Origin of the sequence: Polyangium sp. 15x6, assembly GCF_029960785.1 — a bacterium.
GTDB lineage: Bacteria > Myxococcota_A > Polyangia > Polyangiales > Polyangiaceae > Polyangium.
The window spans coordinates 55,185-75,917 of the sequence record NZ_JASBQE010000053.1 but is presented as its reverse complement, the minus strand read 5'-3'; the positions used below and the strand labels follow the sequence as shown (position 1 = coordinate 75,917).

The window sequence follows — 20,733 nt, the reverse complement described above, 5'->3', positions numbered from 1 at the left end:
ATAGAGACATTCGAGATCCGCTCGTTGACCGGGACGGATGCCTCTCTTAAGTGCACGCGAGAGGTCGCTGGGTCGTCATCTGCTGGCAAGGCCCTGGAACGGGTGGCGAGACCGTAGAGCCTCGTGACGAGGGACCGAAGCGCTCGCAGGGCGAGCAGGTGGGGGTGTGCAATGAAGTGCCGTTCAGGACTGCTGGGTGCAATGGTGGGAATCGGCCTGACGCTGGGCTCCGCGGCGGCCTTCGCCCGGCCTCCCGCGTGTAGCACGGGTTCTGCGAGGTCGATGTACGACGTGGGGGTCGCCAATGGCCGGAGCCTCACGGAGCGGGCCTGGGATCGCGTGAACGATTGCTTCGCTCTCGAGTCTTTCTACGACCTCATCGAGGATGCCCTGGATCTGCTCCGCGTTCCCCCGGGCTCGGGGAACCTGGCTGCTTGTCGCATCGGCGGCACCGGCGATGGTATCTTCCAGAAGCTCCTCGATATCGACAATGTCTGCACGAACCAGTGCATCCAGGACGGCGAGCAGATCGGCGAGGTCATGGCGAGGCTTTATTGCTTGATCTCCATCGCGCTGAACGGCGTCGCCCCCGCGCCCGAGTTCATTCAAGGGCCCCTCGGGATCTGCGGGATCAACATGAGGGTCACCTGCCAGACGGAGTTCTTCGCCACCGCCCAGAGCTACCCGGGCTGCGGCCCTTACACGCGGGGGATGTTCGAGGCTTCGTACAGGGCCGAGATGAACAACGCCTGCTACGCGCCGCCTCCGATCAGCATCGGGGCCCTCGCGCCCGCGGACGGCCCGGAGGTACGGCTGGCGGAGCTCTGGAGCCGGATGAACATCGCGCTCTACACGCCCGCGGAGTAGCGGGACGGGAAGCGCCGTCTCTGGCTGCGCGAGGGTCTCGCGCAGCCAGAGACGGCGCCGAGATTGCAGGGCGAGCCCCCTTGTCGAGGTTCTGTGTCTGTGAGGGAGGACGAAATGAAGAAGCGCGGACAATTCGGTATGTTCTTCGGTGTCACGATGCTTTCGCTGGTCGCGACGGGCGCGCATCCTGCCTTCGCGGCGCCGCCCCCGGCCTGCGAAACCGAGACGTTGCAGCGCATGTACGAGGTGGGGTACCAGAACGGCCAGAGCCTCCTGCAGCGCGCGTGGGGCCGGGTCAACAATTGCCGCAAGCTCCGGGACTTCCGCGAAATCGTGCGTAGCACCTTCGCCGAGGCCACGGTTCCGACCACGAGCATGATGGTCGCTTGCCGCATGAGCGGCATGCACGACGGCTACTACGACACGATCGCGGCGATCGACAGCTCCTGCCGCACCTGCGTCCTGCAGCAGGACTGGGCCGTGGGCGATTATGCGGCCCATACGTACTGTGCGCTCGGGGGCCTCTCGATTCCGGTGGAGCGTTTCTCCTCGGGTCCCCGCCGCGTCTGCGGCGCGGCTGCCCGGATGCAGTGTCGCCGCCAGTTCGACCAGTCGGCGCGGAATACCTGCGGCGAGCTGATGAGCACGAATCCCCCGGACAGGTTCCGCTCGCTGGCCTGCACCGGCGAGTAGCCGCCCCCGGCTCCGAACACGTCCGGCGCCCCTCCTGCAACTCCGGAAAAATCTCCCATGAAAATCATTGCAGCCATGCTCGCGTCGTCCATCGTCGGCCTCGTACACGCGCCGGAGGCCCGCGCGGAGCCCCCCTTCGTTCCCCCGAAATACCGGGGCTTCGCGGAGAAGGTAGGCTTCGAGGCGGGCCGCGGGCCCGGGCGCGCCATCGCGAGGGAGGCCGTCGAGAAAGCCGACGTCTGCGACCGCCTCGACCGCGTCGCGGAGCGCATGATGGCGAAGGCGCGCCGATCGCCACGGGGAATGCGTAAAAACCCCCGCGCGCTCTGCGAGTACGCCGGGACGGTCCAGGGCATTTACGACACCCTGCACGGCATGGCAGCCAAGTGCAGCGCTCATTGTTGCAGCGAGGGGAAGATCGTCGGCGAGATCAGCGCCGAGGTCTATTGCCACCTCTCCATCGCCCTCGATGGCCTGTCCGTCACCGACTACCTGCCCCGGAAGCCGCCATCCCTTTGCGGCGCGGCCTTCGAGTCGTGCTGCGAGGCGACCTTCACCGAGGTCACGCAGAGCTACGTCGATGCGGAGGGGCAGCAGTGCCGCGCGTACACGGAGGGCGCGTTCCTCCCCGCGTGGGAGCAATCGCTGAACGATCAGTGCGCGTTCGCGCTCGAGACCCAGGCAGCGCCGCCCGAGGCCCCTCCCTCGTCATCGCAGGAGCCCCTCGACCTTCGATAACGAAAGCATCCCCTGCGCCACCGTCTGCCCGCGCACCTCGACGTCGGCCTCGAAATGCTGCACGTCCGCGCCCTCGCGGATGAGCCGGATCTCGTAGCTCAGCACGTCGCCCGGGAAGACGTTGCGCAAGAAGCGGAGCTGGCTCGCGCCGATCGAGCCCGTGCGCGCGGGGCCCGACATCGTGATCGCGGCCAGGATGTCCTCGCCGAGGCCCGGCGTGAAGCCGGTTTCGAGGCGGTATCCGACGTCCGCGTTGCGCAGCGCCGACACGAGCTCGGCGGCGTGTCGGCCGATTGCTTCGAGCTCGCGCTGCACGGCCACGAAGATCTGCAGGATGTTCGCCGCCTGCACGATGCCCTCGAGCGCGAGCGCCCGCGGCAGCATGGGCGGCGTCGGGAGCTCGGCCGAGAAAAACGGCTCGTTCACGCTCACCGCGCGCGACGCGTGCAGCGTGGGGCGGGGCGCGCGTGAATACCCCTCGATCCGATCCACGAGCAAGAGCGGAGGCCGCTGCGGCAGGAGAAGCATCACGACCGCCGCGCCGAGGGGGAGTGCATCCGTTTTCGTCTGGGCCATGCGCGAGACGACTATCGCACAGCTCCTCGCCGGGCAAAAGCCCGGGGCACGCGCCGCGCCGGCCGCCCCTCGTCAACCCAGGGGAAAACCCGTATTCTCGCGTCCCCCTATGCGCTCCCGGTCGTTCGTCCTCGCGCTCGTCCTCGCCGCCGCCGCTTGCACGACGCCTCCGCCGAACGCGCCTTCCCGCTGCCCCGAGCCCACGAACGAGAGCGCGAAAACCTCCGGCGCCAAACCCATCCCCGCGTCACCGGCGGCTTCCACGACCCGCGAAGGACCCGGCCTCGACGTCACGATCCGCCCCGTCCCCTCGGCGGCCGCGATCGACGTGACGCTCGCGTTCCGCGGCGCCGATGCGTTCCCGGGCCGCGCGTTCTCGATACGCACGCCGGATCCGAAGGCCTTTCGAATGAAGGAAGCGCGCGACGCGCGCGGGCCGATCGACGCGCGCCAGGACCCGCACCCCGATCACGTCACGATCGAGCTCTCGCGCGCCCCCGAGGGCGAGCTTCGCCTCGCGTACAGCGTCGAGTCGCGCGTGACGCCGGGAAAACTACCTCTCCTGCTCTCGGATCCCGACCGGCTCGAGGTCACCGGCGACGCGCTCCTCCTGCCCGACGCCGCGCGGGATCTGCGCCTCGCCGTGAAGCTCGAAATCGATTTGAGCCCCTACGGTACGCTGGAGAGCGGCGCATCCGTGAGCGGCGCGGCCACGAGCTTCGGCATCGGCGCGTCGCGCGAGGTGAACGCGACCGCGGACGAGCTGCGCGGCGCGGTGATGGTCACGGGCCGCATGGGCACGGCCGTCTTCGACACGCTCGAGGGGCACGACGAGGCCGCGTGGTTCGGCTACACGGCCTTCGATCCGCGCCCCGTCTCCGCGGACACGGCCGCGTTCCGCACCGCCGCAGGCGAGCTCTTCGGCGAGCGCAGCCCGATCCCGCAGACGTTCCTCATCGTGCCCGAGCCCGGCCCCGTCGGCCGGTTCGTCGCGGCGCGACGCACGCGCAGCGTGCTCCTGCACGTCGCCGTGGGCGAACCCTGGTCCGGCCCGCTGCGCATCGCGACCTCGGTGGAGATGCTCCGCGCATGGGTCGGCGAGCGGCTCTGGATCGGGCCCGAAGATCCCGCGCGACAGGCCGAAGGCGCGTGGTTCGCCGAGGGCGTCGTGCGTCACCTCGCGCGGGACATGCTCTTTCGGTTCGGCCTCGTCACGCCGCTCGAAGTGGCCGACGAGGTGAACGGGCTCGAGTCCGTGATCGCGACGTCGCCCCGCGCCAAGGAGGGGAACGCGGCGCTCGCGAAGAGCTTCCGCGAGCCCGGCGTCGTGCCGCTGCTCGTCGCGCGCGGGGCGCTCTACGCGCTGCACGTCGACGCGGCGATCCGGGCGAAGAGCGGCGGCCAGAAGAGCCTCCAGGAGGTCCTGCGCGCGCTCTACGCGAAGGCCAAGGAGCGACGCGGGCCGCTGCCCGTCTCGGCGTGGATCTCTGCCCTCACGGCCGAGATCGGCCCGGCCGAGGCCGACGTCTTCGCCGAGGCGATCGAGCGCGGGGGCAAGCTCGATCTGCCCGACAGCGCGCTCGGCCCTTGTTTCCGCAGGGAAACGCGGCGCTACGAGCGATACGACCTCGGCTTCGACGAGGTCGCGACGCGCGCGAAGACCCCGCCCGTGCTCGTGGGGGTTCGTCCGGACGGACCCGCGGCGAAGGCGGGCTTGCGCGAGGGCGACGAGCTCGTCGAGGGCTTGACCTCGGCGGGGCGGAGCGACGTGCCGGTGACGATCGTCGTGCAGCGGGGTGACGACCGGATCACGGCGAAATACCGGCCTGCCGGGCCCTCTGCGAGCGGCCGTGGCTGGTCGCGGCGCAAGGACGTGCCCGACGAAAAGTGCACCCAATAAAGCAGCCGGTCGGTCCCGAGGGGGACGCCTAGCGTCCCCCTCTCGGCCAGGCGAACTGTTCTGCGTTCTCGCGTGAGCGGCCTCTGGTGAAGCGCTATCCGTCCGTGCGACACTGCAGCCGAGCCCGATCGCGTCCATGGCCCGCCTGATCCAGCACATCGTCGAACCCCCGCGCGCCTGCTCGTACATCCCGCCGGAGCGCGCGTCGCTCGAACATCACATCCTGCTCGACGTCGATCCCGAGGAGCTCGACACCCTGCTCGAGCGAGGCGTCCGTCGCTTCGGCCCCGATTACTTCCGCCCCGTGTGCCCGTCCTGCGCCGAGTGTGTCCCGACGCGTATCCTCGCGAGCGAGTTCAAGCCGAGCCGCAGCCAGCGCCGCGCGCGCAATCGCGGCGCGGAATTTCGTGTCGTGGTCGGGCCGCCGCGCGTCGACGCGGATCGGATCGCGCTGTATCACACCTGGCACGCCGACCGGGAGAGCGCGCGGGAATGGACGCCGGGCAAGCTGACCTCGCGCGATTATTTCTATCAATTCGCATTTCCGCACCCGTCCGCGCGCGAGGTCGCGTATTACGACGACGAGGCCGGCGGGCGCCTCGTGGCGATCGGCATCTGCGACGAGACGCCACGCGCCTGGAGCGCGGTGTATTGTTTTTACGACCCCGCCTATGCCTGGCGCTCGCCCGGCGTGGGCAACGTGCTCGCGCTCGTGGAGATCGCCCAGAGGCAGGGCAAACCTTGGGTCTATCTCGGATATCGCGTCGCGGGCTGCCCGTCCTTGCGTTACAAGGCGGCGTTCCACCCGCAGGAGATCCTGCCGCGTTTGCCCGCGGACGGAGAAGCGCCGCGCTGGACGCGGGCCGAGGAATGAATTCCGCGGCTCACGGATAGGGGTTCGCGGCGGGGTCGGGCCTCGGCGGGAACGTCTTGCGGGTCAGGGGATCGGCGACCGTGAGCGCGACGAGCAACGCGATGAACAGAAACGTCAGAATGACGATGAGCCTGTTCGCGAAGCGCTGCTCGACGAGGTGCATGAAGATGAACAGCACGACGAACGTCTTCACGACCGAGATCGAGAGCGCAATGAAGAGCTCCGCCTCGCCGAGGCCGAGGAGCGAGATCCCGAACGACAGGAACGTCAGCACGAGCAGGGCGATCCACGAGCCGATGAGCTTGGGTGTGGTGACGTGCGCGCTGATCATGTCGCCTCTCAATCCGTGAGGTAGAAGAGGGGCCAGAGGAAAATCCAGACGACGTCGACGAGGTGCCAGTACAGACCGACGTTCTCGACGGCGACGTAGCGATGGGTGCCGTATCTCCCCTTCCAGCAGAGCACGGCGACCACGGCGAGCATGATCATGCCGGCGATCACGTGCAGGCCGTGCAGGGCCGTCATGAACCAGTAGAGCGTATACCCGAGGACCACGCCGGCCGGCGGTTGATCCACGAACGAGTACATCCCGGCGGGGAGCGCGTTCTCGTGAATGTGGTGGGCGTACTCGAAGCCCTTGACCACGAGGAAGACGGCGCCGAACGCGGTCGACAAGGCGAGGAGCCCGGCGGCGAGGCGGGCCTTGTTCTCGCGAATGAAATGGACTCCGAGGGCCACCGTGAAGCTCGACGTGATGAGCACGACCGTGTTCGTCGTTCCGAGCGCCACGCTGTTGTGGTGGAGCGCCTGAACGAACCCGGACGGGTACATCCCGCGGTAATACCCGTAGGACGCGAAGAGAGCCCCGAAGAGCAGCGTCTCGCTGCCCAGGAACATCCACATCGCGAGCCGCGCGGCGTGGTCTTGCTTCTCGAGGGTCTCGAATTGCTCAACGAGCCTTTGCGCGCTCACGGGCCACCTCCTCGGAGAGCGTGTATTCGTAGGCCGAGCGCTCGATCTCGGGCGTCTCCTCGAAGTTGTGCTTCGACGGCGGGGACGCGGTGATCCACTCGAAGCTGCGCGATCCCCAGGGGTTCGGCCCGGCGCGCTTGCCCCATTTCAGCGCGACGAGGAGGTTGCCGAGCGCGAGGATGAGCCCCGCCCCGAGCAGCCAGGCGCCGCCCGTCGAGAGCACGTTGAGCCACTGGTATCGCTCGGGATACGTGAAATACCGCCGTGGCATGCCGCCGTTCCCGAGGAGGAACTGGGGCAGGAACGTGAACACGAATCCGATGAACACGGCGACCGAGGTCAACAGGCCGACACGCTCGTCGTAGAGCCTGCCGAACATCTTGGGGAACCAGTAATGCGCCCCGGCGAGGAACGACGTCAGCGTCCCGCCGACCATGATGAAGTGGAAGTGGGCGACGACGAAATACGTGTCGTGCCAGTGCACGTCGAGCGATTGCGTCGCCACGGCCACGCCCGTCATCCCGCCGAAGACGAACAGGAACAGGAACCACAGGAAATACAGCATCGGCGTGGCGAAGCTGATCGAGCCTCCGCGGAGCGTCGCGACCCAGGTGAATACCTTGATCGCCGAGAAGATCCCGACGAACATCGAGAGCGCGCCGAAGACGCCCGCGTCGAACTCGCTGAGGCCCGCCACGAACATGTGGTGGCCCCAGGTGAAGAACCCGATGAACGCGATGCCGAGCGACGAGTATGCGATGGCGCGGTAGCTCGCCGGCTTGTTGTGCGAGAAGGAGCAGACGACCTCGCTGATCACCCCGAACGCAGGGAGGATCATGATGTACACGGCCGGGTGCGAATAGAACCAGAAGAGGTGCTGGAAGAGCACCGGGTCGCCGCCGTAACGAGGATTGAAGAGCGTGAGGCCGAGCGCGTGATCGAGCGCGATCAGGACGAGCGACATCCCGAGTACGGGCGTCGCGAACAGGATGATGATGCTCGTCGCATACGAGGCCCACACGAAGAGCGGCATCCGGTGCCAGCTCATGCCCTTCGCGCGCATCGTGTGCGTCGTGACGATGAAATTGACCGACGTCATGATCGACGAGATGCCGTTCACGAAAATGCCGATACCCATCCAGGTGACGGCCGTCGGCGACGTCGTGCTGTACGGCACGTAAAACGTCCAGCCGGTGTCCGCGCCGCCCGCGAGCATGGCCCCGAGCAGGATGATCGCGCTGAGGACGTAGACGTAGAAGCTCGCGAGGTTGATGCGTGGGAACGCGAGATCCTTGGCCCCGAGCATGATCGGCAGGACGAAATTGCCGAAGACCGTCGGAATGGCCGGGATCATGAACAACCAGACCATGGTGATGCCATGGAGCGTGAACATCTGGTTGTACGTATTCGCGTCGATGAACGTCTGCTCGGGCGTGAGCAGCTCCGTGCGGAGCACGAGGGCGAAGACGCCGCCGAGCCCCAGGAAGAGGATCACGCCCACGTAGAACATCAGGGCAATGCGCTTGTGGTCCTTCGTGAGGAGCCACGAGCGCAGGCCGCTGTCCGCGCGCAGATAATCCGGATGGTCCGCGCCGACGCCGAGCGATTCCGGTTTGGCATCGGCGTCGATGGTCGCTTGGCTCATTGCCCCCCCTCCCGCGTCTCCGGAACGGTGACCGTGCCCCAGGGCGCCTGCGCGCCGGGCTTCGGGCGCACGTCACGCAGGCTCTTCATGAGCTCGATGATGGCGCTCGTCTCGGCCGGGCGAATCTGGCCGAGGTAGCTCGGCATGATGCGCTGATACCCCGCGTGAATGCGCGCGAGCGGATCCATCATCGACTCCGTGATGTACGCCTCGTCGACCTTCACGCTGCCGCCGTCCTCGAGCCGGATCGTCGTGCCGTAGAGGCCCGCCCACGTCGGACCGAGGTGCGGCGTGCCGTCGAGGGTATGGCATCGCAAACAGCCGTGCTCGGCCGCGGCGCGTTCGCCCTGACGAACCATGCTCACGAGCTCCGGCGGCGCGTAATCCGTGACGGAGGACGGGCGCAGGTCGACCGGGCCCGCCACGGCCGGCGCCGGCGATTTGCCTTGCAGCCAGCGCTCGTATTCCTCGGGCGCGAGCGCGATGACCTCGCCGCGCATGGTCGAGTGGCTGACGCCGCAATACTCCGTGCACAGGATGTCGTGCCGGCCCGGCTCCTTCGCCTCGAACCAGAGCGTCGTGAGACGCCCCGGAAGCACGTCCTGCTTCAGCCGGAAATCCGGTACGAAGAAGCTGTGAATGACGTCGCGCGAGGTGAGGATCAGCTTGACGGGCCGCCCGGCGGGGACGTACAGCGTCGCGATGGAGTTCGCGCCCTGCGGATACGCGAATTTCCACATCCATTGCTTGCCCGTGACGTAGATCTCGAGCGCGTTCTCCGGCGGGACGCGGATGGCCATGAATTGCCAGAATCCGATCACCCACCACAGGATGAACATGCCGAAGAGGCCGACCACGACCACGGCTTCGAGCCAGATGGCCGGCGTCGCCTCGGGCATGCGGCGCGACGGGTCCTTCTGGACGGCCGTGCGACGATAACGGAACAAAAACCACCCGCCGATGAGGGTCACCAGCAAGGCGCCCCCCATCGTGATGATGATGACGAAATAATGGAGCTTGTCGATCTCCTCGGCGATGGTGGACGCCTGCCGCGGCAAAAACAGGATCCTACGGAGCAGCTCGTTCATCGGGGTTCCCCCCCTCGTCCCCGGCGCCGATCCCGGCGCCACAACATGCCCAGGGTCGTTCCGACCGTGCACAGAATCAGGAGCGATCCAATGCGGAGAAACCCGGTGATGTACGGCCCGTACCTTCGCGTCGCCGGGTCGTAGCGATAACATGTGACGAGCACGCGATCGACGATCGTGCCGACCTTGCCCGCCGCGGCCTCGACGAGGGCGAGCCGCAGATCCCACGCGGAGGGCTCGAGCCCGTAGAGGTACCGCGAGATGCGCCCGTCCGGCGCGAGCACCGTGACGACCGCCGGGTGCGCATATTGCTCGGTCGAGGAATCATAGCCATAACGGAACCCCACGGCGTCCGCCACGGCGCGCGACGCCTCGGCCGTCCCCACGAGGAACCGCAAGCTCCCAGGCTTCGCGCCGAGCTTCTCGGCGAGCGCGTCCCTGCGCTTCGCCGCGTCGGTAGGGGTATCCTCCGGATCGATGCTGACCGTGACGAGCCGGTAATCCTCGCCGGGCGTATACCCTGCCTCCGCGAGGCCCTTCGAAACGCCCGTGAGCAAGAGCGGGCAGAGCATCGGGCAGCGGTAATACGCGAGCACGAGGAGCACGGGGACGTCGCCCGCGAGGAGCTCGCCCGTCTTCACCTCTTCGCCGCGCTCGCCGCGCAAGACGATATCGCGCGGGACGTAGCCGCCGAGGCGCTCGTCGACGTCCGCCTGCCTTGCCGCCATGGGGAGCGCGCGCGTCTCCTCCGCGGCGGCGACCGGCGCGCCCGCGAGCATCATGGAGAGGGCCATGGCCCAGCCGATTCGTCTCACCAAGAGCTCCCCCTGATAACGCCCACGCCCCGGAGGGCGCGGCGCTCCTTTGATGCCGCTACCGGCCCGCGCCGCTCACGACGAGATCCATGGCCACGTCAATCGGGACCCGCACCTTGCTGCGATCCTCGCCCACCCATTCGAATCGCTCGATCGATTGACGTTTCGTGAGGTGAACGATCTGCCCCCGCCCGAGGTTCGAGAAGAGCTCCTCGTGGACGTTCGAGCGCTCCTGGATGGGGCCGAGGTGCTCCTCGGGATAGACCCCCGAGGGCCGGAGCTCGGCCTCGCGATATCGTTGAATGCCATAGGAGACCCCCGTGAGCACGAGGGCGAACGCGATGGAACCGAGGACAGCGTACATGATCAGGCGCGGCGGGAGGACGTCCTCCTCCTGCCGGACGATTCCGTGGCGCTTTTCGTGCTCGGGATGGCTCATGGTCAAACGCTCCCGTACCGGAATGCGGTCTCGAGGGAGGGGTCGTTTTTCGGGACGATTGGGCGGCCCCGCAGGCGGAACGTGCCGAACGCGAGAGCGGCCCCGCCGACGCAGACGAGCGCGGCGACGTCGAGCCAGTGCACGATGGGCCCCTCGGGGCGCACGGAAGGCATGACGAGCCACTCCATGTCGACCCAGTGCATGACGAGGATCCAGAGCGCGATCGGCGCGAGCGTGGACGGCTGCTGCTTGACCCGATAGGGCAAGAGCGCGAAGAACGGAATGACGAAGCGGCCGGCCGCGACGAGAATGCTGAGGGGGGCGAACTCCCTCATGCGGGGCGCATAAAATGACGCCTCGTGAGGCTTGTTCGTGATCCAGATCAAGAAGAACTGGAAGTACGCGATGTACGCCCAGAAGATCGTGAACGCGAGCAGGAGCCGGCCGAGCGCATAATAATGGGAGCTACCGACCCGCGTCAGCATGCCCGCGCGCTGCAGGCCGTAGGTCGCGAGCACGAGGAGCGCGAGCGCGCCGAGGAAGCCTCCGGCGAACCAGTACACCCCGAACATGGTCGAATACCAGGCGGGGGTGAGCGACATGAGCCAGTCGACGCCCGCGAACGTGAATGCGAGCGCGACCGGAGGCAGCCCGAGCGCCGAGAGCGCGCGGAACCTCGGTTTGTCCGTGGCCGCCGGGGCCCAGTCCCCGCGCAGCGACCAGCGCCGGAGGAAATACGAGATACCGAGCCAGACGCCGAAATACAGGAACGCGCGCACGAAGAACGAGGACGTGTTCAGGTACGGCAGCTTGTGCTCGACGAGATGCTGGACTTCGTGATCGTGGATCGCGGACGGCGACGTCCAGGGATAGATCGTGGTGACGCCGACGGCGATGGGAATGAATCCGATCACCGCGAGCGGCAGGACGCCCGTGACGCCCTCGACGACGCGGCGGAGGGCGACGGGCCATTTCGCATCCATCGCGTGGACGATCATCAGGAAGATGAGCCCGCCGACGAGCAGGGAGACGAGCCACGCATAGGCCGAGAGGTAGGCGTAGAATGCGTCTCGACCGTGGGCGACGCCGCCGACGACGAGCGCGATCGCGCCGACGACGAACGCGAGGAAGCCTCCGACGACGAGCCGACCTCCTCCGGTGAAAATGCTGGGTTCGGTGTTCATCGAAGCTCCTTCTGCATCCGCGCGCGGACGGGCTCGGGCAAGGTGTCGACGGCGACGCCGTTCGTACGAAGCTGGAGCGCGCGCACGTAGGCGACGACGGACCAGCGCTCCTCGACGCCGAGCTCCTGACCATAGGTGGGCATGAGCCCGTAGCCCTGAGCAATGGCCTGGTAGACGCGCCCCGCGGGATAATCGAGGACGGGCGCCGCGACGAGGCTCGGGGGCTTGCGCAGCTCCATGTTGTGCGCGACGACGCTCACGCCATCGCCGCCCACGCCGTGGCAGGGCGCGCAGAAGATTTCGTAGCGCTTCCGGCCGTCGTCCAGCATCGGCCGCGAGAGCGGGACCGGAATGGCCTCGACGAACGCTCCGTCCACCATTCCGTTCGTCACCTCGGGCGGCCCAACGAAACGCTCGCGCGGGACGGTGCCCTCGGGAGGATCGCGCATGACGCGGCGATCCTCGAAGAACGGGGCCTCCTCGTAATACTCGAAATGCGCCTGGTTCACCATGCGCTCGAAATCACGCTCGGGGCCCGAATTCTCGCAGCTCGCGAGCAGCGGGCACGCGGCGAGGACGAGCGGGAGGGCAACGATGGGCTTCACGACTCCTCCCCCTCCCTTCGCTCGAGCCGTTCGTCGAGCTCGGCGTCGGTCGCCGGATGCACCCCGAGCGGCTCCACGCGGCTCGCGCCGAGCTCCGTGAGCTTGCGCGCAGTCGCCTCGCGATCGAAGGCGGGATCGCGGTCGGAGATGGCCAGGAAAAACTTGTCGACGCTGGCCTGCTCGAAGCCCGGCACCTCGAAGATCGGCTGCCACAGGGCCGGCAAGCCGGACCAAATGGCGAGGATGACACAGGCCGAGAGCGCGGAGAAGAGCACGGCCATCTCGAACGTGGCCGGGACGAACGCGGGCGGCGCGTGCGCGGGTCTGCCGCCAGCGTTCAGGGGGTAATCGACACCGTTCGTCCACCATTGCACGAGGTAGGCGCCGGCGGCCGCCGCGATGGCGAACGGAAACACCACGAACCCGATGCGGGAGCGCCCGCGCCCGATGGCCCGTTCGAGATCGAGGAGGGGATAGGGCGTGTACCCTTCGAGCCTGCGATACCCGGATTTGCGGAGCTCGTGGGCCGCCCGGATGATCGCCTCGGGCGTGTCGAACGCGCCCACGATCCCGCTTTGCTGCGTCCTCCGCATTTCAGTGTCCCTCCTCGTGCGAGAGCTCGTGCTTGAGCTCCTTCACCTCGGCGAGCGGAACGAACGGGACGAACCGCAAGAAGAGCAGGAAGAGCAGCAGGAAGAAGCCCATCGTGCCGAGGAAAATCATCCAGTCGACGTACGTCGGGACGTACACGTCCCAGGCCGAGGGCAGGTAATCGCGCTGCAGGCCCATGACGATGATCACGAAGCGCTCGGCCCACATGCCGACGTTGACGAGCAGCGAGACGAACCAGAGCACGGCGAGGCTATTCCGCGCCTTCTTCGACCAGAAGACCTGCGGGATGACCGAATTGCAGATCATCATCATCCAGAAGATCCAGGCCCAGGGCCCGAACGGGCGTGCCTCGAAGAACTGGTAGATCTCGTATTCGTCGCCGCTGTACCATGCCATGAAAAATTCGAGGATGTACGAATACGTGACGACCCAGCTCGTCACGAGGACCATCTTGGCGAGGTTGTCGAGGTGCCTCTTCGTGATGACGTTCTCCAGCCGGAACAGGCTGCGCACCGGGATCACCAGGGTGAGCACCATGGCAAACCCCGAGAAGATCGCGCCGGCGACGAAGAACGGCGGGAAGATGGTGGAGTGCCAGCCGGGCACGAGCGTGATCGCGAAGTCCGAGCTCACGATCGAGTGCACGGAGAGCACGAGCGGCGTCGAGAGGCCCGCGAGCAGGCCATAAACGACGCGGTAATGGCGGTAGGAGCTCGACGCGCCGGTGAACCCGAGCGCGAAGATGCCGTAAATGAATCGCTTCGCCCGGGTCGGCGCGCGATCCCGCATGGTCGCGAGGTCCGGGATCAGGCCCGTGTACCAGAAGACGAGCGAGACCGTGAAATAGGTCGAGATGGCCGCGGCGTCCCAGGGGAGCGCGCTCTTGAATTGCGGCCAGACGCCCATCGTGGATGGGTACGGGAAAATCCAGTAGGCGAACCACGGTCGCCCGAGATGGAGGACCGGGAACAGCGCGGCCTGGAGGATGGCGAAAAGCGTCATCGCCTCGGCGAAGCGGTTGATGCTCGTGCGCCATTTCTGCTCGAAGAGCAGGAGCACGGCGGAGATGAAGGTGCCGGCGTGGCCGATACCGACCCACCAGACGAAGTTGATGATGTCGAATGCCCAGCCGACCGGGATGTTGTTGCCCCACACGCCGATGCCGCGCATCACGGTGAACGTGATCCCGCTGAAGAGGGACAACGTGCCGATGATGGCGACCAGGAAGCCGATTTTCCCGAGCCTTCTCCACGGCCGCCAGGCGGTCGAGAGGAGCTGGTCGGAGAGCTCGGCGTCCGTGGGGCGCCCGATGAAGACCGGCTCCGTGGCCATTTCAACCCACCTCCGGGTTCGGATTCTTGATCATGGCGAGGTATCGAATGCGCGGATGCGTGCCGAGCTCGTGCAGGACGCCGAAGCTGCGCGGCTCCTCGCGCCAGCGGACCATGTCGGTCTCCTTGTGCGCGAGCGAGCCGAACCGGATGGCGCGCGTCGGACACGCGTCCGCGCAGGCCGTCGTGACCTCACCCGGGCGAATGGAGCGGCGCTCGATGCTCGCGTCGATCTCGGCGCGCCGGATGCGCTGCACGCAGAACGTGCACTTCTCCATCACGCCGCGCTCGCGGACGGTGACGTCGGGGTTTTTCTGGAGCGTACGGATGTCGCCGTTGAATCCGGGCTTCTCCTCCATCCAGTCGAACCAGTTGAACCGCCGCACCTTGTAGGGGCAGTTGTTCGAGCAGAACCGCGTGCCGATGCAGCGGTTGTAGACCATCTCGTTGAGCCCGTCGGGGCTGTGGACGGTCGCGTTCACCGGGCAGACGTACTCGCACGGCGCCTTTTCGCAATGCTGGCACAGCATCGGCTGATGCACGACGTCCGGCGTGTCGACCTCGCCCGTGTGATAGGTGTCGATGCGGAGCCAGTGCATTTCGCGGCTCCGGAGGACGCCCTCCCTGCCCACGACGGGGATGTTGTTCTCGGCCTGACAGGCGACGACGCACGCGCTGCAGCCCGTGCAGATCGACATGTCGATGCTCATCGCCCACTGCTCGCCCTTGAAATCCTCCGTGGGTAGGATCGAGAGCACGGGGCCTTTCTGCCCGCGTGTGAACTCTGGTTTGTCGCGGTATGCTTCGAGCGTCGTGGCCAGAGCGACCGGCCGGTCGTGAAGCTCCCAGTGCTTCTGGGTCTGCGCGAGGGTGTGTTTCTCGCCCGTAGGCCGCACGGACGCGCCGTCGAGGAACGAGCGGCCCTGCCGGCGGAGGGGCTGGACGTTTTTCCCGACGCCCTCGGCGACGGGCAATGCAGCCCCCCGGCCATACCCGAGGCGCAAGGAAATGGCCCGATCGGCGTGGCCCGCCATGACGAATACCGGCAAGACGATGGTCGTGGCCGGCGGGGGGCTCGTCGTGACCGCGGGCACGGCCTTATCGAACCCGGGCAGCGTGATCTCGATGAGGTCGTCATTCGCGACGCCGAGCTCGCTCGCCGTGCGAATGCTCATGAGCGCCGCGTTGTCCCAGGTGATCTTGGTCGTGGGATCGGGCAGCTCCTGGAGCCACGGGTTGTTCGCGAACCGGCCATCGTGAACCTTGTAATCGCGGTAAAACCCGAGCTCGTACCGATCGGGCGCGGAGGTGGGCGCGGCTGCGAGGGTCGCGAGTGCCGCGGCGATCCCGGGCGGCGCGAGATCGGCCCGGACGACCGGAGCCTCGGAGCCGGGCAAAAAGCCGCGGCGCAAGGTCTCCTCCCACTTCGCCTCGAAACCGGTCTCGCCGAGCATCGTCCGCCATTGCTCGCGCACGAGGGCGTGCGCGCTCGGGTACGGGGCGCCGAGCAGGACCGCGAGGATCTCCGCGTCGGTGCGGCCTCCGAAGAGCGGGCGGATGAGCGGCTGCACGACGGACGCGGTGCCGTCCCCCGCGCGGCCGTCACCCCAGGCTTCGAGGTAATGTGTCTCCGGGACGAACCACGTCGTCCGCGCGCCGGTCTCGTCCGCGTAGAGGCCAAGGTAAAAACTCTGGCGGACGCTGCCGAGCGCCCCGGCGAAATCGATATCGCCCGGCGCGGTGTAGACGGGGTTTCCTCCCAGGATGACGAGCGTGTCGACCGCGCCGGTGCGCATTTCGGCGACGAGCGCCGCGAGGTCCTGCCCTGCCGCGGCAGGATTCCAGAGAAGGGGATCGGTCATGGAGACCGTGGAGCCGAAGGCGCCGAGGACGGAGTTCACGAGCGCGCCGAGCGCGTGGACGTGCGCGGGTTGCCGGTCGCCGACGACGACGAGACCGCCCTTGCCGGCGCGGACGAGGTCCCTCGCAATGGCGCCGACGAGGGCGCGCTCTTCACGGCCGAGGAACGGGCGGAGCGCCATGATGATATCGGCCGAGACGGCCGAAGGCGGCTTGCCGCCGAGGAGGATCTCGGCGGCGAGGGCTGCGGCGAACGTGCCGATCTCGCTCGATCGTCTGCGCAATTTGTGGTCCGCGACGGTGCCCGTGCAGCTCGGCATGCTCTCGACGACGTAGAGCCGATTCATCGTGGGGTTCGGCCAGCCCGGGCGGCGGCGCTCGGCGAAATGACGCGAGTGCCGCAAATGCATGCCCTGCCCGTCGAGGAAGTCCGAATCGAGCGAGACGATGACCGAGGCGTTCCGGAGGTCGAGCTGCGGCACGAGCGGGCGGCCAAAGGCGAGCGCGGCCCCTTGCGCGGCGGCGCCCGTCTCGGTCGCCGAATGCACGGTGACGCGCGCGGCCGGATACGCCGCGAGCAGCCGGCCGAGCAGGCTCGCGAGGAGCGGCGAGGCCGTGGGCTCGATCAGAATGCGGAGCCCAGCGCCCCGATCGGTGCGCGGACGTGCGAGCTCCGTCGCGAGCGCATCCCACGACGCGAGCGCGCCCTTCTGCAGAATGGCCCGCGCGCGATACGGATCGTAAAGGCCGAGGATGGACGCCTGCTCGAGGACGCCCGCCGCGCCGAGGCTGGCCGGATGCTCTGGGTTGCCCTCGATCTTGATCGGTCGCCCTTCGCGGCTCTCGACGAGCAGGCCCGTCGCGAATCCGTCGAGGATCATGCTCGTCGCGTAATACTTGGACAGACCCGGCGTGACCTCGGGCGGACGGATCGTGTAGGGCAGGATCTTCTCGACGGGGTCCTTGACACAGCCCGTGACGCCCGCGAGCGCCATGCTGGCGCCGAGGAGCTTCAAGAAGCTGCGGCGCGAGGGTTCGTCCGGACGCTCGTCCGCCCCCTCGGGAAACTCCCTTTGCCTGTCCTCCGGCGGCGACCCCTCGGACACGAGCTCGGCGAGGCTGCGCCAGTAATCGCGGCCCGTCTTGCCTGCGAGGATCCTCTCCCAGAGCGCGCGTACGTCGTTGCCCAAAGGTGCTCTCCTATCGGTGGCAGGCGGTGCAGTTGGTGACGCTTCGAACGCCGTATTCGCGGACCAGGTACGGCCCGAGGGTGCTTTGATCCGCGGCCTTCCAGGTCATGTCGGTGACCCTGTCGAGCGGCCGGACGAACTTCTCCGGCTGCCTGTGGCAACCGAGGCACCAGTTCATGCTCAGGTCGGCGAACTGGTAGACGCGGCCCATCTCGTCGACGCGCCCATGGCAGCTGACGCACCCGACGCCCTTGTTCACGTGGATCGCGTGATTGAAGTAGACGAAATCGGGGACGTCGTGGACGCGATTCCACGGGATGGGCAAACCCGAGAAGTAGCTCCGCCGGACGGGCTCGAGCATGGGGCTCTTGTTCCATATCTGGTTGTGGCAGCCCATGCAGAGGTCGGTCGAGGGGATCCCGGCCGTGGCGGATACCGTCGCCTCCTTGTGACAATAGAGGCAATCGATACCGTCATCCTGTACGTGATGCCGGTGATCGAACTCGACGGGCTGGTCGACCTGATCGAGCTGCTTCCGCCAGTTCGGCGTGCGCACCCAGATCATGGGAGCGGCCACGAGCGTGAAGGCGCCGCCCACGATACCGATGAGCGCGATCCGGAAGGCCGTATTGGTCCAGGGACGAAAGAGTGCCGCCATCCTCGTGCCTTCTCGGACGTCCGCACGGCGAGCGCGCCGCGGGCGCATCCAGCAGCATTCGATGGGAATCAGGGGGGCGGCGTTGCTGCTTTCCCGGGCGAACGAGCGGCCGATGGTGAGAACGAGCAGGCAGGCAGGCGAGCGGAGAGGAGCGAAAACGAGCGGCGGGACGACCGGACGGGTGCGGGGAAGCCCCTACTTCGCTCAGCCGACGAGCGAGGGCCAGTCGGTGTGCACGGCGCCGAGCTCGGGTTTGTCGACGCGCTCGTAGGTATGGGCGCCGAAGTAATCGCGCTGGGCCTGGGTGAGGTTCTGCGGGAGGCGCGCCGAGCGATAGCTGTCGTAGTAGGCGAGGCTCGACGAGAACGCGAGGCAAGGAATGCCGAGGCTCTGCGCGAACGCGATGGCCTTGCGGAAGCCGGGCTGCGATTTCGCCATCGCCTCGCGGAACCGGTCGTCGAGGAGCAGGCTCGGCAGGTCGGCGCGCTTCGCGTAGGCCTCGCGAATGCCGTCGAGGAACTGAGCGCGGATGATGCACCCGCCCTTCCAGATGCGGGCGATCTCGCCGAGCGGCAGGTCCCAGTGGAAGGTGTCCGAGGCGGCGCGGAGGAGGGCCATGCCCTGCGTGTAGGAGCAGATCTTCGCGGCATAGAGGGCGTCGTGCACGGCCGAGACGATCTCGTTCTCGTCGCCCTGGAACGCGCCGGGCCGAGGCCCTTCGAGGACCTTTGCGGCCTCGATTCGCTCGTTTTTCTTCCCCGAGAGGAGGCGCGCCATGATGGCGGCGTCGATCGTGGGAATGGCGACGCCGAGGTCGAGCGCGACCTTGGACGTCCAGAGGCCCGTGCCCTTCTGACCCGCCTTGTCCAGGATGAGGTCGACGAGCGGCGCGCCGGTCTCGGGGTCCTTGGCGCGGAAGATCTTGGCCGTGATTTCGATCAAGAACGAAGAGAGGACGCCCTCGTTCCAGCGCGCGAAGACCTCGGCGAGGCGATCGGCGGAGAAGCCGAGGCCACGATGGAGGATGTCGTACGCCTCGGCGATGAGCTGCATGTCGCCGTATTCGATGCCGTTGTGGACCATCTTGACGAAATGGCCCGACCCGCCGGGGCCGATGTACGTGACGCACGGGCCGTCGTCGACCTTCGCCGCAATGGCCTCCCAGATCGGGCGAATCTCCTCGTATGCCGCGCGCTCGCCGCCGGGCATGAGCGAGGGGCCCCAGAGCGCGCCCTCCTCGCCGCCGGAGACACCCGAGCCGAGGAAACGAATGCCCGACGCGCCGAGCTCGCGCTGGCGGCGCTCGGTGTCCTCGTACCAGGAATTGCCGCCGTCGATGATGATGTCGCCCGGCTCGAGGTACGGACGGATCTGGTCGACGGTCCAATCGACGGGCTGGCCCGCTTTCACGAGCAGGATGATCTTGCGCGGACGTTCGAGGGCACGCGCGAGCTCGGCCGGGCTGTGCGCCCCGAAGAAACGGAGGCCCTTCGCGCGCGTCGCGAGCAGGTGGTCCACCTTGTGGGGTTCGCGGTTGTAGACGGCGATGGGAAAACCATGCCGCTCGATGTTGAGGGCGAGGTTTTCTCCCATCACCCCGAGGCCGACGAGGCCGATCTTCGCTTGCGCCGCTTCCATGTCCTCCTCCGACGCCGGGTTCCCTCCCGGACGGCGCTACTCTAGCAGGTTGCCCGGGAGGTGTCTCCGGCGGAGGACGACGCTTTGAGGCGATAGGCGACGGGCCGCGGGGGCGGTATGTGGGAAGGAGCGGTGGGGAGGGCCGAGGAATGCTACCGCCGCGCGGGCATCACATCCCGTCGCAGACCGGCGCGGCCGTGGTGCAGGTGCTCGTCATCGAGTCGCACGTGCCGCTGCACTCGTCGGGCGTTACGCACGCCTCGCCGTCGGCCTTCCTGGCCGTGCAGACGCTGGTCACGGAGTCGCAATACGAGTCCTTGCACTCACTGAAGCCAATGCACGCCTCGCCGACCGCTTTCTGCGCGGCACACATGCTCGCCTGGAAGTCGCAATAATTCGTGGCGCAGTCGTCGTCGAACTCGCACGCGGCCCCGGCCGCGCCCCGCGGCTGGCACTTGCCGAGCTCCGTATCGGTATCACCGATGCACACGGAGTCGGCGCCCGCGCACTCGTCGTCGCCACTGCAATCGCCGCCGTCGGCCACCTTGCCAATGAAGACGCTTTGGCATTCGGGGTCGGACTCGAAGGGATCGCCGTTGATCACGGTGCAGGATCCCTCGAGCTTGGTGAGACAGCTCGCCGCGAGATATTCGTCGTATTCCATGCGGCCCGCCCCGACGGCCTGCTTCAGGCGCGGGAGCACGAGCATGTCATAAATGCCCTTGAAGGTCTGCGCGCACTCGGCCTCGTTCTGCGGCTTGGGGGTAATGCCCTCGAACGCCTTGTCCTGTTCGGCCATCGTGCAACAGGAGTAGACCAGCCCGCAGTACAGCTTGGCGGTCCCGGTGCCGATGTCGTCGATGGGGATGAGGACGTCGCCGCCGCCGCCGTTTCCGCCGCCGCCGCCGTTTCCGCCGCCGCCGCCGGGTCCGCCGGTCGTATTGTTCGAGTCGTCGCTGCAGCCGATGAGGGAACCCGCGCCGGCGAAGGCCAGCACGATCAAGGAAGTCACAAAACGTTTCATGTTCGTCTCCTGCCCAGGGTCGAG

At 67.4% G+C, this 20,733-nt stretch carries 20 protein-coding genes; 5 read left to right on the top strand and 15 right to left on the bottom strand.

From position 1 onward, the window contains the following. Positions 1-282 precede the first annotated feature (282 nt). The 3 genes from QHF83_RS32040 to QHF83_RS32030 all read left to right on the top strand — a co-directional run bounded on the left by QHF83_RS32040 (position 283) and on the right by QHF83_RS32030 (position 2,298). Positions 283-867, top strand: a complete 585-nt coding sequence (locus QHF83_RS32040; RefSeq protein ID WP_282421799.1) for a hypothetical protein — start codon at positions 283-285, stop codon at positions 865-867. Between the two features lie 114 nt (positions 868-981). Beyond that, positions 982-1,560: a hypothetical protein gene (locus tag QHF83_RS32035; RefSeq protein ID WP_282421798.1), complete on the top strand. Its 579-nt coding sequence runs from the start codon at positions 982-984 to the stop codon at positions 1,558-1,560. A 57-nt stretch (positions 1,561-1,617) separates the two neighbouring features. Then, on the top strand, positions 1,618-2,298 hold the full coding sequence (locus tag QHF83_RS32030; RefSeq protein WP_282421797.1) for a hypothetical protein: 681 nt from the start codon (positions 1,618-1,620) through the stop codon (positions 2,296-2,298). Here QHF83_RS32030 and QHF83_RS32025 read toward each other — a convergent pair. Next, complete coding sequence (locus tag QHF83_RS32025; protein ID WP_282421796.1) at positions 2,269-2,874, bottom strand: hypothetical protein; 606 nt, start codon at positions 2,872-2,874, stop codon at positions 2,269-2,271. The two genes, QHF83_RS32030 and QHF83_RS32025, sit on opposite strands and share 30 nt — an antisense overlap. 109 nt (positions 2,875-2,983) lie before the next feature. Between QHF83_RS32025 and QHF83_RS32020 the strand changes: the two genes are divergently transcribed. Together QHF83_RS32020 and QHF83_RS32015 are read left to right on the top strand one after the other, a co-directional pair. Beyond that, positions 2,984-4,774, top strand: coding sequence for a hypothetical protein (locus QHF83_RS32020; RefSeq protein ID WP_282421795.1), 1,791 nt, complete (start codon positions 2,984-2,986; stop codon positions 4,772-4,774). A 136-nt stretch (positions 4,775-4,910) separates the two neighbouring features. Next, the gene (locus QHF83_RS32015) at positions 4,911-5,648 is read left to right on the top strand and encodes a hypothetical protein (protein ID WP_282421794.1); all 738 of its coding nucleotides are present in this window, start codon (positions 4,911-4,913) and stop codon (positions 5,646-5,648) included. Positions 5,649-5,658: 10 nt separating this feature from the next. Here the strand turns inward: QHF83_RS32015 and QHF83_RS32010 are convergent, their stop codons facing one another. The 14 genes from QHF83_RS32010 to QHF83_RS31945 form a co-directional block, all read right to left on the bottom strand. Next, a complete protein-coding gene (locus tag QHF83_RS32010) occupies positions 5,659-5,979 on the bottom strand; it encodes a cytochrome C oxidase subunit IV family protein (protein WP_282421793.1) in 321 nt (106 codons plus the stop codon). Between the two features lie 8 nt (positions 5,980-5,987). After that, on the bottom strand, positions 5,988-6,620 hold the full coding sequence (locus QHF83_RS32005; protein ID WP_282421792.1) for a cytochrome c oxidase subunit 3: 633 nt from the start codon (positions 6,618-6,620) through the stop codon (positions 5,988-5,990). Then, positions 6,598-8,265 carry a cbb3-type cytochrome c oxidase subunit I gene (locus QHF83_RS32000; RefSeq protein WP_282421791.1) on the bottom strand — a complete coding sequence of 556 codons (1,668 nt, stop codon included), beginning with the start codon at positions 8,263-8,265 and terminating at the stop codon, positions 6,598-6,600. The genes QHF83_RS32005 and QHF83_RS32000 overlap by 23 nt, the downstream gene beginning before the upstream one ends. Beyond that, positions 8,262-9,353: a cytochrome c oxidase subunit II gene (coxB, locus tag QHF83_RS31995; protein ID WP_282421790.1), complete on the bottom strand. Its 1,092-nt coding sequence runs from the start codon at positions 9,351-9,353 to the stop codon at positions 8,262-8,264. Before coxB ends, QHF83_RS32000 begins: the two co-directional genes overlap by 4 nt. Further along, positions 9,350-10,168: an SCO family protein gene (locus QHF83_RS31990; RefSeq protein ID WP_282421789.1), complete on the bottom strand. Its 819-nt coding sequence runs from the start codon at positions 10,166-10,168 to the stop codon at positions 9,350-9,352. The genes coxB and QHF83_RS31990 overlap by 4 nt, the downstream gene beginning before the upstream one ends. Positions 10,169-10,226: 58 nt before the next feature. Further along, on the bottom strand, positions 10,227-10,607 hold the full coding sequence (locus QHF83_RS31985; protein WP_282421788.1) for a hypothetical protein: 381 nt from the start codon (positions 10,605-10,607) through the stop codon (positions 10,227-10,229). 2 nt (positions 10,608-10,609) lie between these two features. After that, positions 10,610-11,791, bottom strand: a complete 1,182-nt coding sequence (locus QHF83_RS31980; RefSeq protein ID WP_282421787.1) for a hypothetical protein — start codon at positions 11,789-11,791, stop codon at positions 10,610-10,612. Next, entirely contained in the window at positions 11,788-12,396 is a 609-nt protein-coding gene (locus tag QHF83_RS31975; RefSeq protein ID WP_282421786.1) for a cytochrome c, read from the bottom strand. The genes QHF83_RS31980 and QHF83_RS31975 overlap by 4 nt, the downstream gene beginning before the upstream one ends. Further along, on the bottom strand, positions 12,393-12,989 hold the full coding sequence (locus tag QHF83_RS31970) for a DUF3341 domain-containing protein (protein ID WP_282421785.1): 597 nt from the start codon (positions 12,987-12,989) through the stop codon (positions 12,393-12,395). The genes QHF83_RS31975 and QHF83_RS31970 overlap by 4 nt, the downstream gene beginning before the upstream one ends. A 1-nt stretch (position 12,990) precedes the next feature. Further along, positions 12,991-14,340, bottom strand: coding sequence for an NrfD/PsrC family molybdoenzyme membrane anchor subunit (nrfD, locus tag QHF83_RS31965; protein ID WP_282421784.1), 1,350 nt, complete (start codon positions 14,338-14,340; stop codon positions 12,991-12,993). A 1-nt stretch (position 14,341) separates the two neighbouring features. Next, the gene (locus QHF83_RS31960) at positions 14,342-17,389 is read right to left on the bottom strand and encodes a TAT-variant-translocated molybdopterin oxidoreductase (RefSeq protein ID WP_282421783.1); all 3,048 of its coding nucleotides are present in this window, start codon (positions 17,387-17,389) and stop codon (positions 14,342-14,344) included. A 10-nt stretch (positions 17,390-17,399) separates the two neighbouring features. Beyond that, the gene (locus QHF83_RS31955) at positions 17,400-18,047 is read right to left on the bottom strand and encodes a cytochrome c3 family protein (RefSeq protein ID WP_282421782.1); all 648 of its coding nucleotides are present in this window, start codon (positions 18,045-18,047) and stop codon (positions 17,400-17,402) included. A gap of 204 nt (positions 18,048-18,251) precedes the next feature. Beyond that, positions 18,252-19,685, bottom strand: a complete 1,434-nt coding sequence (gndA, locus tag QHF83_RS31950) for an NADP-dependent phosphogluconate dehydrogenase (protein WP_282421781.1) — start codon at positions 19,683-19,685, stop codon at positions 18,252-18,254. Between the two features lie 169 nt (positions 19,686-19,854). Continuing rightward, positions 19,855-20,709 carry a hypothetical protein gene (locus QHF83_RS31945; protein ID WP_282421780.1) on the bottom strand — a complete coding sequence of 285 codons (855 nt, stop codon included), beginning with the start codon at positions 20,707-20,709 and terminating at the stop codon, positions 19,855-19,857. Positions 20,710-20,733 lie beyond the last annotated feature (24 nt).